This window comes from Neobacillus drentensis (assembly GCF_036966985.1).
Lineage (GTDB): Bacteria > Bacillota > Bacilli > Bacillales > Cytobacillaceae > Neobacillus > Neobacillus drentensis_E.
In genome coordinates this window covers 1-13,823 of sequence record NZ_JBALSN010000037.1, presented here as the reverse complement: position 1 = coordinate 13,823, position 13,823 = coordinate 1, and the positions used below count along the sequence as shown (strand labels likewise).

11 protein-coding genes, 1 rRNA gene and 1 pseudogene are annotated in these 13,823 nt (G+C 37.7%); 4 read left to right on the top strand and 9 right to left on the bottom strand.

The window, feature by feature from the left end:
* Together V7659_RS02565 and V7659_RS02560 are read right to left on the bottom strand one after the other, a co-directional pair.
* Positions 1–68, bottom strand: a 16S ribosomal RNA gene (locus V7659_RS02565); the annotation flags it as partial.
* Between the two features lie 265 nt (positions 69–333).
* The gene (locus V7659_RS02560) at positions 334–1,209 is read right to left on the bottom strand and encodes a nucleotidyltransferase-like protein (protein WP_335537917.1); all 876 of its coding nucleotides are present in this window, start codon (positions 1,207–1,209) and stop codon (positions 334–336) included.
* A gap of 151 nt (positions 1,210–1,360) precedes the next feature.
* Between V7659_RS02560 and V7659_RS02555 the strand changes: the two genes are divergently transcribed.
* Entirely contained in the window at positions 1,361–1,702 is a 342-nt protein-coding gene (locus V7659_RS02555) for a YgzB family protein (protein WP_283877850.1), read from the top strand.
* A gap of 115 nt (positions 1,703–1,817) precedes the next feature.
* Here the strand turns inward: V7659_RS02555 and perR are convergent, their stop codons facing one another.
* The 7 genes from perR to V7659_RS02520 form a co-directional block, all read right to left on the bottom strand.
* Positions 1,818–2,255, bottom strand: coding sequence for a peroxide-responsive transcriptional repressor PerR (perR, locus tag V7659_RS02550; RefSeq protein WP_026564336.1), 438 nt, complete (start codon positions 2,253–2,255; stop codon positions 1,818–1,820).
* Positions 2,256–2,360: 105 nt separating this feature from the next.
* Positions 2,361–2,915 carry a cob(I)yrinic acid a,c-diamide adenosyltransferase gene (locus tag V7659_RS02545; protein ID WP_335537915.1) on the bottom strand — a complete coding sequence of 185 codons (555 nt, stop codon included), beginning with the start codon at positions 2,913–2,915 and terminating at the stop codon, positions 2,361–2,363.
* Positions 2,916–3,162: 247 nt separating this feature from the next.
* Positions 3,163–3,633, bottom strand: coding sequence for a thioredoxin-dependent thiol peroxidase (gene bcp, locus V7659_RS02540; RefSeq protein ID WP_335537914.1), 471 nt, complete (start codon positions 3,631–3,633; stop codon positions 3,163–3,165).
* Positions 3,634–3,710: 77 nt separating this feature from the next.
* Positions 3,711–4,106 carry an ion channel gene (locus V7659_RS02535; RefSeq protein ID WP_335537912.1) on the bottom strand — a complete coding sequence of 132 codons (396 nt, stop codon included), beginning with the start codon at positions 4,104–4,106 and terminating at the stop codon, positions 3,711–3,713.
* A gap of 73 nt (positions 4,107–4,179) precedes the next feature.
* Positions 4,180–4,965, bottom strand: a complete 786-nt coding sequence (locus V7659_RS02530; protein WP_335537910.1) for an ABC transporter permease — start codon at positions 4,963–4,965, stop codon at positions 4,180–4,182.
* Positions 4,966–4,968: 3 nt separating this feature from the next.
* Complete coding sequence (locus V7659_RS02525; protein WP_144553052.1) at positions 4,969–5,760, bottom strand: ABC transporter permease; 792 nt, start codon at positions 5,758–5,760, stop codon at positions 4,969–4,971.
* Positions 5,761–6,768: an ABC transporter ATP-binding protein gene (locus tag V7659_RS02520; RefSeq protein ID WP_335537907.1), complete on the bottom strand. Its 1,008-nt coding sequence runs from the start codon at positions 6,766–6,768 to the stop codon at positions 5,761–5,763. It abuts the gene before it with no gap.
* Positions 6,769–6,926: 158 nt separating this feature from the next.
* On the opposite strand from V7659_RS02520, the gene V7659_RS02515 reads away from it, so the two are divergent.
* The 3 genes and pseudogenes from V7659_RS02515 to V7659_RS02505 form a co-directional block, all read left to right on the top strand.
* Positions 6,927–8,222, top strand: coding sequence for a glutamate-1-semialdehyde 2,1-aminomutase (locus tag V7659_RS02515; RefSeq protein ID WP_335537905.1), 1,296 nt, complete (start codon positions 6,927–6,929; stop codon positions 8,220–8,222).
* 318 nt (positions 8,223–8,540) lie between these two features.
* Positions 8,541–13,010 (top strand): glutamate synthase-related protein, encoded by a 4,470-nt coding sequence (locus tag V7659_RS02510; protein WP_335537919.1) that lies wholly within the window; start codon positions 8,541–8,543, stop codon positions 13,008–13,010.
* Between the two features lie 172 nt (positions 13,011–13,182).
* Positions 13,183–13,823, top strand: a pseudogene (locus V7659_RS02505) (FUSC family protein); the annotation flags it as partial.

Genomic DNA, 13,823 nt, shown 5'->3' with positions numbered 1-13,823 from the left:
CGCTCGACTTGCATGTATTAGGCACGCCGCCAGCGTTCGTCCTGAGCCAGGATCAAACTCTCCAAGAAAGTTGATTAGCTCATTTGTTACGTTGGCTTAGTTTCATAATTGAAACTAAAATTTATTGTTTGTTTGCACGATTTTGTTTGTTTAGTTTTCAAAGAACAATTTAATCATCGCTCGTAAGCGACTTTATTAATATAACACATGACATTTAATAATGTCAACATTTTTTAACCGCCACTTACGAAGACAAAAACTTTAATGTCTCGCAGCGACGGTTATTAATATACCAAGTAATTCTTAAAAGGTCAATACGTTTTCATTATTTTTTTACAATGATTTTTTATTAAGACGATAGCCTCTATGAAAAACACCTTGGCCTTTTGTTTCTATATTCACTACATCAATTAAGTGTTTGTCAATTAAATACTCAAGCAATACTCCTAGATCAACTGAGTAAGGAATCAATTCTTGTTCATTCATAATTTCATTGAATAACCAAACTTCCCTGCTACTTAGTACTTCTAAAAAATGACCTGTCCCCATTTTAGTCCTCGAATGGATCATAAATTCACTTGCAAGGAACAGTAGTTCTAATCTTTTTTCAAGCGTTTCTTCACTATACACGAGCTCTTCGTATAGTTTATAAATTTCAGGCTCTATCTGTTTTACTTGATTCCAAACAGTTAACTCTGGATGAAGCCCATTTTCTAGCACAGCTAACCTTGCAAGATGATGCAGGGAATGAACAACATAATTGTATGCATCTAAAAACTGATGACCTTCAAATAAAGCTTTTCCATCCACATAGCGTCGAATCAATTTCGCAAACTCTAAACCCATTTTTATTTTGCGGCCATTAAAAGGAAAATCACGCAATTCTGTTTTTAAATTGGCCACATATTCGTTCCGGTCAAAAATAATTTTAGCCTCATAAAGCCATTCAAATATTTTTCGGTTCGATCCTAATAATATCCATTCATTCAACTGTTCTTCCGTGATGATATGCATGGCTGCCTTTTTATCATAGTAGGTATAGTGCTTGATAAATAGGGGCTGCTCTGCTTCTTTTACAAGGACTAACAGGATTACATCAAATGAATCTGTTATATGACTTAACTTTTGTTTTTTTTGTACCATCAATACCCCAAGAGTATTCATTTGGCTCGCCCGTTCTTGATAAATAGGCCGAAGGATGTCTTCCATCTATCATTCCTCCATTTTTTTCATGTAGCAATATAACTTCGACAATGAAAACAAATCTCCTTCTTTCTTCAGAGACAAATTTCGACATTTTTCATCCTTGCTTTTTCCTTCTTACCATAATTATGGTATAGTTTCTCTAGGAGGGAGTAACATGGCAAGATATTCGAGTAAGATAAATAAAATTCGTACCTTTGCATTATCATTAATTTTTATTGGTTTCATTGTTATGTATGGTGGGATCTTTTTTCGAACTTCTCCACTTATTATGACCATTTTTATGATTTTGGGCCTTCTTTTTATTATCGCAAGTACCATTGTTTATTTTTGGATTGGTATGCTATCAACAAAAACAATCCAAGTAACATGCCCTAGCTGCAAAAAGCATACAAAAATGCTTGGTCGAGTGGATATGTGTATGTACTGTCGGGAACCATTAACCCTTGATCCTAATCTAGTAGGCAAGGAATTTGACGAGTCATATAATAAAAAATAAGAAAAATAAAAATGAGGAAGACTTAAACCATATTGCTAAAAAGCAACTGTGGTTTGAGTCTTCCTCTTTTGTTTACCTCAAAAAGCTAATTAGTCTAAATCAGCTTACTTCTTTATTAATGTACCTCTTTACTTGCACATTCCGGACAGGAACCATAGATTTCCATGCGGTGATTTTCGACTTTGAAACCTGTTACATGGGAAGCTAAGTGCTCCACTTCATCTAAGCCTGGATATAGAAAGTCAACTATTTTTCCACACTTTTCACAGATGACATGATAATGATGTGATGTAACAAAGTCAAATCGGCTTGAGGCATCCCCGAAAGTCAATTCCTTTACAAGACCGACTTCACGAAATACTCTTAAATTATTGTAAACCGTTGCCACACTCATATTCGGAAACTTCCCTTCAAGGGCCTTATAAATATCATCTGCAGTAGGATGTGACATCGAGTTTATTAAATATTCAAGTATCGCATGACGTTGTGGAGTAATGCGTACCCCTGTTTCCTTTAAGGTATCCAACGCTTCTTTTAACTGATTCATCGCCATGCACCTTCTTTCTAAAAAATATTCTTACTTTATAATTGTTATAATTAATTTTACTAGGTAAATTGTACTTTTGTCAATATTGTTATCATTAACACGTAATGTCTATTATCCTTTTCCATGTAATGTCTGTTCAGGTGCCTTAAATTGATAATTTACATAGCGTGCGGTCACAAACAATAAGTCGGAAAGTCGATTTAAATAAGCTAATACAAGTGGATTTACATCTTCACCCAATCCAACAGCGCATCTTTCTGCCCTCCTTGCGGTTGTTCGCGCCACATGAAAAGCTGCACCTGCCGGATGTCCCCCTGGCAAGATAAAATTTGTTAACTCAGAAATTGCCTCATTCCATTCATCAATCTGTTTTTCCAACTCTTCAATATCTGGTAAAGCAAGTGCCCACTTTACTTCCATTCCTTTTGGTGTAGCCAGCTCTGCACCGACATGAAAGAGATTTGTTTGTATTTTATGATAAATAGTATCAATTATTTCTTTTCCTTGAAAATTTTCCTTAACTAAATAACTAAGCGCAAGGCCAATCATTGAATTGGTTTCATCACAAGTGCCGTAGGCTTCCACACGTAAGTCGTTTTTTGCCACTCTTTTTCCATAAATAAGTGAAGTTGTTCCTTTATCACCGGTTTTAGTATAAATTTTCATATAATTATCCCCCTGTTTACGCGACTTCAATGGAATATTATTATGCGAGTATTTTTTTCATCATAACACCTGTTTGTATATTTAGAAAACTCAAAATATACAAATCTTATTTAACTCCATAAAAAAAGGGGCCACTATGGACCCAAATTTTATCTGAGGAGGTATGCCCTAATAAAAGGATATTCAATCTCACGTTTCTTGCATTGGACAAATGCCTTTCCTTTACAAAATAGGCTTCAATTGGGAATTAGCTAAGCTGCTCTCTTATGTATGTTAAAGCCTCATCAACATGGCCCTTGACTTTGACATTTCTCCATTCTTTGACAAGCTTGCCTTCCTTATCAATAATAAATGTAGACCTTTCGATCCCCATATATTCTTTACCAAAGTTTTTCTTTAACTTCCATACCCCGAAAATATCCGCTAACTGATGCTCTATATCTGCTAGAAGAAGAAAAGGCAATCCATATTTCTCGACAAATTTTTGATGACGGTCAACAGGGTCTGGACTTACCCCCAAAATAACTGCATCCACTTCAGTAAATTGTTGAATTTGATCTCGAAAATCGCATGCTTCTGTGGTACAACCAGGCGTCATATCCTTTGGATAAAAATACAAAACAATATTGGTGCCTCGGAAATTTGATAGATTTACTACCTCACCATTATTAGCCTTCAACTCAAAATCAGGTACTTGCATTCCAATTTCAACTGTCATCTTTTACCACTCCCTATGTAATTCCTTAGGGTAAGCGTAACAAAATTCACCCATATAAAACAACTATCCTGCATCTATTATAGTGTTTCCCGGTCAAACATAACTCGAGCTACAAATGCTGCAGGTAATGTATAACCAATCAACGCTTCTGCAACTGTAATAATCCGTCCTATCCCCTGTGGAATGACATCACCATTGCCAACTGAAAATAAGGTCATCGCACTAAAATAAAAACTAGTCTCAAAAATATTCCTGTTATCTTGATTATTTACTTCCATCAACAAGGACATGCCGATCAACTCAAAAAGTAAATAAATTAAACCAAAGCCAAGAATGACAGTCAAATATACAGAGCCTAAATACAAAAAATTATCAATTGATACTAACTTACCTTTAACTGTATTGGGAATAAAAAGTGTTCTTAAACTCATGAAGATACAAAAAATAACGATTGGAAGTAAGAAAAAAAACACAATAAACCACCTCAAATTTAGCTTCTGGTAGTTTATTTCTATGCTTGCTTGGACAATAAAATATCAAGAATAGCTAATTCCCCGCTCCTCTATATTTCTTAACACCTTGATTCCATACCATAACGGCAATCACGAAGAAACTAACACCAATTACAGGCGTTAAAAATGAATACCAAAACCATTCTTTTTTCCCTAGAAAAAAGGCAGCGGGATAGACACCAACAAAGGCAAATGGCAGCACCCACGTTAATACAAATCGAATGAGTTTATTGTAGATATTTACTGGGTACCTGCCATAATTGCTAATGTTGTACATCATCGGCATTAGCGACGTACGCGCGTCCGCCCAAAAGCTTATGCAGGCAATCATGATGAATACTCCTCCATAAACAAGTGCCCCACCGATGACAAAAAGGATAAATAGAAATGGATCGAACCAATGCACTGTAAGGTCCAGTCGGTTTCCCGCATAAAACATTACAGCAAGCCCAGTTATAGCCCCCAGCAGGGACTCTAGTTCAATCCTTTCAAGGATGATTTGAAAGAGGCTATGGATAGGTCTGGTTAAAATTCGATCCAATTCCCCCTTCACGATATACCGTTCATTAAAATCCCAAATATTAAAAAAAGCAGAAAAGACAGCAGAAGGGACAAGAAAAAATCCATAAATAAAAATGATTTCATCCCTGGTCCAGCCATTAAGTAAATTGGTATGGCCAAAGACAACTAATATAAAAATAAAATTTATCGCTTGCGATAACAGATCCGAAAAAAATTCAACAAAAATATCGGCTCGATATTGAAGTCTCGTTTTTAAATACTGAGATAGGTATTGAAAAAACATCGAAATATAAAACAACTCTTACCCCCCTTGAATAATCAGCTGTTTCTTTGCCAAGGACCAAAGAATTTGAATTGGAAAAAATAACAGGATGACCCAAACAAATTGTTGAGTGATTGCATCGATCGCCTGTGATTGAGAAAAACCTTTGGTCACAATCATACTCGGAAAATAACTAATTCCTTGAAAGGGAAGATATTTCATCACATCCTGGGCCCAGCCTGGAAAAAAGCTAATCGGCAGTAACAACCCAGAAAACAAATCGATGACCACACGTTTGGCTCGAATCAGCCCAGAGTTATTATAGATGAAGAAAGTAGTAATCCCTGTTAATAAATTCAACTCCGTATTAATAAAGAAACTCAACAAAATCGAAATGGCAAACAATCCCCAAACACTGAGATCCCACGTAAACTTTACTGGAAAGACAAAATAAACAATAATCAGCCCTGGAGCGGAAAAGAAGAATAGCCTGAAAATCCCTTCCCCCAACCCCTGCATAACTTTCATCCCTAGGTAATTGTAGGGCCTAATTAATTCAACAGCGACCTTCCCTTCCATAATTTCCAAGGCCATTTCACGGTCAAGGTTGTTAAAATAAAAGGCACGCGCCATCCAGGAAACAGCTACATATGTAGTCATTTGCGTGACTGAAAGACCCACGATTTCTTCCTTCGAACCGTAAATGGCGGACCATAGAAAATAATAGGCACCAATGTTAATACTATAAATTAGAATTCCTGTGTAATAATTAGTTCGGTATGCCAGCATCATTAAAAAGCGGATTCTAATCATCTCAAGGTATTTATCCACTCATACCGCACCCTTTTCATAAATATTTCGAATGATTTCTTCCGTTGTTGTTTCATTTATTTTGACATCTTTTATTTTAAATTCAGCGACGACTTTAGCAATGACTTGAGAAATAATTTCATCATTATCTTCCAGTGTGGCCGTAAAGATTTGCTCCTTTTCGTCCAGGTCCCATTTTACAGGAATTTCACTGGTTAGTTTATGCACAGCAGACAGTTCGACATGTTCAAGAAACTGAAACTGAATCTCTTTTCCTTCGCCCCATTTCTCCTGAAGATTCTTTAATGCCCCATCATAAATGACCTTACCTTCATCTAACATGATTACTCGCTCGCACAATGCCTCAATATCTGTTAAATCGTGTGTAGTTAAAAGAATCGTAGTTTGATATTTCTCGTTAATTTCTTTTAAAAAATCACGAATTTTCAACTTTACAAGCACATCTAATCCAATCGTTGGTTCATCCAAAAATAATAATGGAGGATTGTGAATGAGAGCAGCAGCTAGTTCGCATCTCATTCTCTGACCTAGCGATAATTTTCTTACAGGCTTATCTAGCAGTGGTTCAATATCCAATGTGTGAATCACATGATTCATGTGGGTGTTATAATCTTCATCGGATACCTTGTACACTTTTTTTAAGAGACGGAATGATTCCTGAACAGCGATATCCCACCACAATTGGGACCGTTGTCCGAACACAACCCCAATTGTTTGGACAAATTTTTCCCGTTCCTTATGCGGGTTCATCCCATTTACGATGATATCTCCAGATGACGGTGTTAAAATTCCGGTCAGCATTTTAATCGTTGTAGATTTTCCTGCTCCATTCTCACCGATATACCCCACCATTTCGCCTTTTTTTACAGAGAAATTGATATCATTAACTGCGGGAACAATTTTATAATTTCTTGTTAATAAATCCCTAAATGCTCCTTTTAAACCTGTTCGGCTGGAATATGCCTTAAATTCTTTTCGCAAATTATTAACTTCTATTACATTTTTCATTTTCTCCCCCCGAAACAATGACCTAGAGATTTAGTTTAGCCAAATAAGGTTGATAAAACAACAAGCACGCATTTATAAAATATCCGAATAGTTAAACAGACAAAAATCAGCTGAAAAAGTGCTAAAATGGGATAGAAATGATTGAAGGAGGAAAATATATGAAATTTATTAATTCTCAAAGATTACATAATGAAGCACTTGAACATATTGTCGGCGGAGTAAACAGTCCATCACGGTCCTATAAAGCGGTTGGCGGTGGAGCACCCGTGGTAATGGAGCGTGCTCAAGGGGCATACTTTTGGGATGTGGACGGAAATCAGTATATCGACTATCTAGCTGCCTACGGACCCATTATCACAGGTCATGCCCACCCCCACATTACTGAAGCAATTAAACGTGCTGCGGAAACTGGTGTCCTGTATGGAACACCAACACCACATGAAGTCAAATTTGCAAAAATGTTAAAAGAAGCCATACCTTCTATGGAGAAAGTTCGGTTTGTAAACTCTGGTACAGAAGCTGTGATGACAACAATACGCGTTGCCCGTGCTTATACAGGCAGAGATAAAATCATTAAATTCGCAGGCTGTTATCACGGTCATTCTGACCTCGTCCTGGTTGCAGCTGGCTCCGGTCCATCTACATTAGGTACACCAGATTCTGCAGGAGTTCCAAAAAGTATCGCACAAGAAGTAATAACGGTTCCTTTTAATGATATTGAGCCATTTAAAGAAGCATTAGCGAAATGGGGAGATCAAATCGCAGCTGTATTAGTGGAGCCCATTGTTGGAAACTTCGGGATTGTTGAACCAAACCCTGGTTTTCTGCAGCAGGTCAATGACTTAACCCATGAAACAGGTGCGCTTGTGATATATGATGAGGTAATTACGGCGTTCCGGTTTATGTACGGTGGTGCCCAAAATTTATTAGGGATTGAACCTGACTTAACCGTCCTCGGAAAAATCATTGGCGGAGGCCTGCCAATTGGCGCCTATGGTGGAAAGAAAGAAATTATGGAAACAGTAGCCCCGCTAGGCCCTGCCTATCAAGCAGGAACTATGGCAGGAAATCCAGCATCCATTCTTTCGGGAATTGCCTGTCTCGAAGTGCTAAAACAAGAGGGAATTTACGATTACTTAGACCGTTTAGGTGCCATTCTTGAGAATGGGATTTTAGATGCTGCTAAAGAAAATAATATCGACATAACAATTAATCGTTTGAAAGGTGCTCTAACTGTTTATTTTACAAAGGAAAAAATTGAAAACTATGTTCAAGCAGAAAATACAGACGGAGAAACATTTGCAAAGTTCTTTAAGCATATGCTCCATCAAGGAATAAATCTTGCTCCATCCAAATATGAAGCATGGTTTTTGACGATCGCACATACAGTTGAGGATGTCGAGGCCACTTTACATGCAGTAAGAAATGCATTTTCTTTACTTGCGAGCGAATAAATATACAATTTTTATGCACTAAAGGAAGTGGAAATCACTTCCTTTTATTTTTAAAAATGCTTTGAAAACGTTTACATTAACCTGTTCCCTCAATTATCCAACGCTTATTATCCACTATTTACTTATCCAAAATAATGTATATTTATTTGATTTCTGAAAATTCTTATGATACTATTAAATTATTATTTTTATATTTTTCCTTTAACAATATATCACGTTAAAGTGACAAAACGAATTACAACCAAGATGATATACTTAAACTTTTAGTTTCATAGGAGGTGAAATGGCCTTAGCAGATAACTGCTAAAGCCTAATATGATGACACAAAAATGGACCCCTTCCCTATTCAAAGATTTCCACAAACAAGAACATGATGCTTGCGGAATCGTTGCATGTCTTGAAAAATCTAAGCGCCCAACTAGAAAAAATATTTTTGATTGTATAGACGCTCTTGTGACAATGAATCATCGCGCTGGTTTTATTAACGGAGAAGGCGACGGTGTCGGCATTCATACCGATATCCCAGTAGAGCTTTGGAAAGAAAAATTGCTTCAGGCAGGACAGGAACCAACACTTGCTGAAAAAGATGAATTTGCTGTTGGTCATGTTTTCATTAGTCAAAAGGTAAACTGGAAAGCTACTAAACAAGAATTACTTCAAAAGTTAGAAAAACACAACTTTGATGTAGTATTTGAAACAGATCAAGTAACTGATTCTTCTGCACTTGGTCCAATCGCAATTCAAGAGAATCCTGTATTCTGGCAATTTGCTTGTCTTTCTTCAAAAACTGGCCAAGAATTAACAAAGAGCCTTTTCGAAGTATTAATTGATTTTGAAACAAATGATCAAGTACATGTTGCTTCATTAAGTCACAACCACGTCGTTTACAAGGTAATGGGTGCAGGAGATATTCTCCCACGTTACTACCATGACCTTGCAAATCCACTTGTTGCTTCAACCATGACACTTGGACATAATCGTTATTCTACAAATACATTATCAAGCTTTTTCAGAGTACAGCCATTTAGTGTTCTTGGACACAATGGAGAAATTAATACCATCGCCAAACTTCGTGATGAAGCAAGAATGATTGGTGTCCCGCTTGTCAAAGATGGCAGTGACTCTCAAGATTTAAGCCGGACGATGGAAACATTAATTTGCCGCGAAGGTTTTTCATTATTTGAAGCAATCGATGTTTTATTCCCGCCGATCATCAATGAAATTAAGGCATATCCTGAAAATCTTCAAGATTTATATACCTACCTTAGAGAAGCTTGGGGGCATTTTGCTCAAGGTCCTGCAGGTATTATTTCAAGATATGGTGATGAAGCCGTATTTAGTGTTGATGCACTAGGACTCCGTCCGCTATGGATGCTCGAGACAGAAAGCTCTTATTTATTTTCATCTGAACCAGGAATCATTTCTTCGAGTGAATATGTTAATGAACCAAAGCCTTTGGCACCAGGTGAAAAGGTTGGCTTTAAATGGAATGGTGAAACACTGGAAGTTTATGAGCAAGATCGTTTTCAGACTGAGGTATATTCCCGTTTTTCTGAAAAGTTAAATATTAGTGAGGTTAGGGCTCGTTTGCTTCCTCCTTCATTAGGAAAAACAGTGACGATGACATATCCTGACAAGATCCATAATGGACAATATAAAGCATTTGGCTGGGAACGAGATCATATCCAATTAATCGAACAAATGGCGGAAAAAGGTGTGGAACCAATTCGTTCGCTTGGTCACGATGCCCCACTCGCTGCACTTAACCCAGAAAGAAAAAATATTGCTGATTATTTTAAAGAAAGTGTAGCGGTTGTGACGAATCCGGCAATTGACAGGGACCGTGAGACTGAACATTTTTCAACACGCGTCATTATTGGAAAACGTCCAACACTATTCAATAAAGAAAATAGCGAAACAGTTATTGAGCTAACTACCCCTCTATTATTAGAAGGGAAAGCAGGCTTTGACTTATCTGAAAGTTTAGGTCAGCCAAGTTTCGATCAAGTTGTTTCCCATTTTCAGGCGCAGAAGCTTGTAACCTTTATTTCTGCTACATTCAGCAAAGAAGAAAAGCTCGAGCAAGCGCTAGAAAGACTTGCCAATGAAGCCGTTCAGGCAGTTCAAGCGGGAAAAACGTTGCTTGTTCTTGATGATGCAAAAGCACATCAGGAAGATTTCTATTGGATTGATCCACATTTAGTAACGTCAGTCATTGATCAAGCACTTGTTAAAGCAGAAATAAGAAGAGACTGTTCTTTAGTTCTACGTTCTGCTGCAATTCGTTCTCTTCATGACATCATTACTGCATTTGGATTAGGTGCAGATTTAATCAGCCCTTACTATATGTTCTTAACGGTTCTTGACGAGACTTCAAAACCTTTAACAAATCTATTTAGTGCTCTTACAAAAGGGCTGGAAAAGGTAATCTCAACAATTGGTATTCATGAACTACGAGGTTACGGCCGCCTATTCTCAAGTATCGGCTTACATGAAGATATTGCCAATCTATTAAACATTGTTAACTTTTTTGGTTCGAAAGAACTTGAAACTGATTTTGAAGCAATGAAACTCGATGCTTTATCAAGAGCCGAAGATTACCACAATGAAAAGGAAAGAGTCGGAAAGACTTTCCATCTTTTCCCACGGATTTGGAAGGCAATTGGTGAAGTAGCAGCTACAGGTGATTACAATGTGTATCGTGATAAAATCACCGAACAAGAAACAGAGAATCCAACAACCATTCGTCATTTGGTTCAGCTTAAACAAAGTAATAAACAGTTAGTACCAGCAGATGTCGACCTTCGCGTCGGTGACCATGATTTACCGTTCATTATTTCTTCCATGTCTTTTGGTTCTCAAAATGAAACAGCATTTAGAGCCTATGCCGAAGGAGCAGACCGTCTAAACATGGTCAGTTTAAATGGTGAAGGCGGAGAAATTAAAGATATGCTCGGTAAGTATCCAAAAACTAGAGGACAGCAGATTGCCTCTGGAAGATTTGGAGTCAATGCGGAATTACTTAACTCATCCAATCTATTAGAAATTAAAATTGGTCAAGGTGCAAAGCCTGGTGAAGGCGGCCATCTACCTGGTTCAAAGGTTACGGCAAAGGTTGCCGAAGCACGTAATGCAACCCTGGGATCAGATTTAATCTCACCATCAAATAACCATGATATTTACTCAATCGAGGATTTAGCGCAAATGATCCTGGAATTGAAAACGGCTAATGATCAAGCAAAAATCGCTGTTAAGGTTCCAGTTGTACCGAATATCGGAACAATTGCTGTAGGGATTGCTAAAGCGGGTGCTGATATTATCACTTTGAGCGGATTTGACGGCGGCACAGGTGCTGCAAGAATTCACGCGCTTCAACATGTTGGATTACCAGTTGAAATTGGCGTAAAAGCTGCCCATAATGCCCTGCTAGAAAGCGGCCTTCGCCACAAAGTAGAACTCTGGGCTGATGGCGGTATGAAAAGTGCAATGGACGTTCTGAAAATTATGCTGCTTGGCGCTAACCGTGTTGGCTTTGGGACATTATCGATGCTGGCAATTGGTTGTACTACATGTCGTGGCTGCCATTTAGATACTTGTCATGTTGGGATTGCAACTCAAATTGAATCAGAAGCACAGGCGAAAGAACACGGTTTAAGACGTTTTGTGCCTCGCCAATTGGACTTAGCAGTACAAGGAATTATGAATCTATTTACTGCATTTGCAACAGAATTAAAGGATCTTTCAGCTTCTATTGGAATTCGCAATCTACAGGATGCAGTAGGTCGTTCTGATTTATTAGAGCAAGTCAAAGGTCAAGGGCAACTAAGCCTCTCCTATTTGCTAAAACCATTAGAAATCAGTCAATTTGCAAAAACCGAAGCATCAAAATCAATTGAAGAAGTTCAAATGCAAGTAGCTGTTGGAGCAGAGTACCTTGATGGCAGTGTGGATCAGTTACACTCTTCTCGTGAATTCACTAGTGTCACATCCGAACAGCGTGTGTTAGGAAGCCGAGTATCTTGTCATCGTGTCCGCGGCAGACTTGATGGTTCATATAAGCAGTTACCATCCGTCCAGCTAAAATACAAAGACGGTTCCATTCCTGGTAATGGATTAGGCGCCTATAATAGTGAAGGAATCGAAATCACCGTTAATGGCGGCGGTCAAGATGGTGTCGGAAAAACATCCTTTGGTGGAAATATCCAAATTTTAAAATCAAAAGGTAAGAATGGTCAATTTTATAATGGTTCCGTAGGAAAAGGATTTGGCTATGGTGCTCAAAAGGGACTTCTTATCGCCCAAGGTAATGCAGATGCGAGAGCAGGAATTCGTCTTTCTGGGGCTGATTTAATTATTGGAGGCACTGTAAATAAACCACTTCCGGAAAATGAAGCAGGTAATATCGGATCAAATGCCAATATTAAAGGGTTTGCCTTTGAATATATGACAAATGGCCGCGGCCTTGTTTTAGGTGACCCAGGTCCATGGATTTGTGCAGGAATGACAGGCGGGGTTGTTTATATTCGTCAACAGCCTGAGATGAGATTAACGAAAGAAGCAATTGAAAGAAGAATTGCTAAAGGCGCAAAGGTTTCAGTTGTGGACTTAAATGAGAAAGGCAAGCAGGATATTAACGAGCTATTAAGTCAATATACTGACTTGCTTGAACAGAATGGTCAGGCTAAAGAAGCACAGGAACTTCGCGCACTACTAACAAATGTAGAAAATCACTTTGTTCAGGTACTTCCTGTCAAAGAACAGGCTGATCCATCTGTATCTACAGAATGATTTATTAATAACAAGTTTAACTTGCGTCCGCTGTTTTTGGCGGACGTTTTTTATTCCAACTTTTTCTTAACAAATATCAAAAAAATTCATATGATATCTCTTGATAATATGGGGTAATCCATGTATAGTAAAAATTTGCTTAAGAAAACCTTTTGAAAGGAAACTATTTAGAATGAAGTTAGGTGCCCGCATATTAAAAACGGGAATTGCTATTGTACTCTCACTTTACTTGGGTCAGTTGTTACACTCTCCCTCTCCGGTATTCGCTGGCATTGCCGCCATATTTGCGATTCAACCAACCATTTATCGTTCCTATTTAACGATTATTGAACAAATTCAAGGAAATCTTATTGGGGCATTGCTTGCAGTTGTTTTTGTCCTTCTCTTAGGAAATCACATTATTGTCATTGGATTAGCAGCTATTATTGTCATTGCCATTAATTTAAAGCTTAAACTCGAAAATACGATTGGATTATCGCTTGTTACATTAATTTCGATAATGGAAACCCCTGGAGGTAACTTCATTCCATTTGCTGGAATCCGCTTTTCTACCATTATGATTNNTGATTGGGGTATTTTCTGCTTTTTTAGTCAATCTAGTGTTTATGCCGCCAAGGTATGAAAACAAGCTTTACTTCAAAATGACGAGCACAACTGAAGAAATCATTCGGTGGATTCGGTTAAGCACACGTCATGACTTTGATCATAATCTTCTAAAAACAGATATTGTTAAATTAAAAGACAATATTATTCAAATGGGTCTGTTTTATACGATGTATAAAGAAGAACGCAGCTATTTTAAGAAAAAAAGCT

Coding starts and splice junctions, on each gene's coding strand:
- V7659_RS02560 (WP_335537917.1), bottom strand. CDS start 1,209: ATGGAAGACATCCTTCGGCCTATTTATCAAGAACGGGCGAGCCAAATG.
- V7659_RS02555 (WP_283877850.1), top strand. CDS start 1,361: ATGGCAAGATATTCGAGTAAGATAAATAAAATTCGTACCTTTGCATTA.
- perR (WP_026564336.1), bottom strand. CDS start 2,255: ATGGCGATGAATCAGTTAAAAGAAGCGTTGGATACCTTAAAGGAAACA.
- V7659_RS02545 (WP_335537915.1), bottom strand. CDS start 2,915: ATGAAAATTTATACTAAAACCGGTGATAAAGGAACAACTTCACTTATT.
- bcp (WP_335537914.1), bottom strand. CDS start 3,633: ATGACAGTTGAAATTGGAATGCAAGTACCTGATTTTGAGTTGAAGGCT.
- V7659_RS02520 (WP_335537907.1), bottom strand. CDS start 6,768: ATGAAAAATGTAATAGAAGTTAATAATTTGCGAAAAGAATTTAAGGCA.
- V7659_RS02515 (WP_335537905.1), top strand. CDS start 6,927: ATGAAATTTATTAATTCTCAAAGATTACATAATGAAGCACTTGAACAT.
- V7659_RS02510 (WP_335537919.1), top strand. CDS start 8,541: ATGACACAAAAATGGACCCCTTCCCTATTCAAAGATTTCCACAAACAA.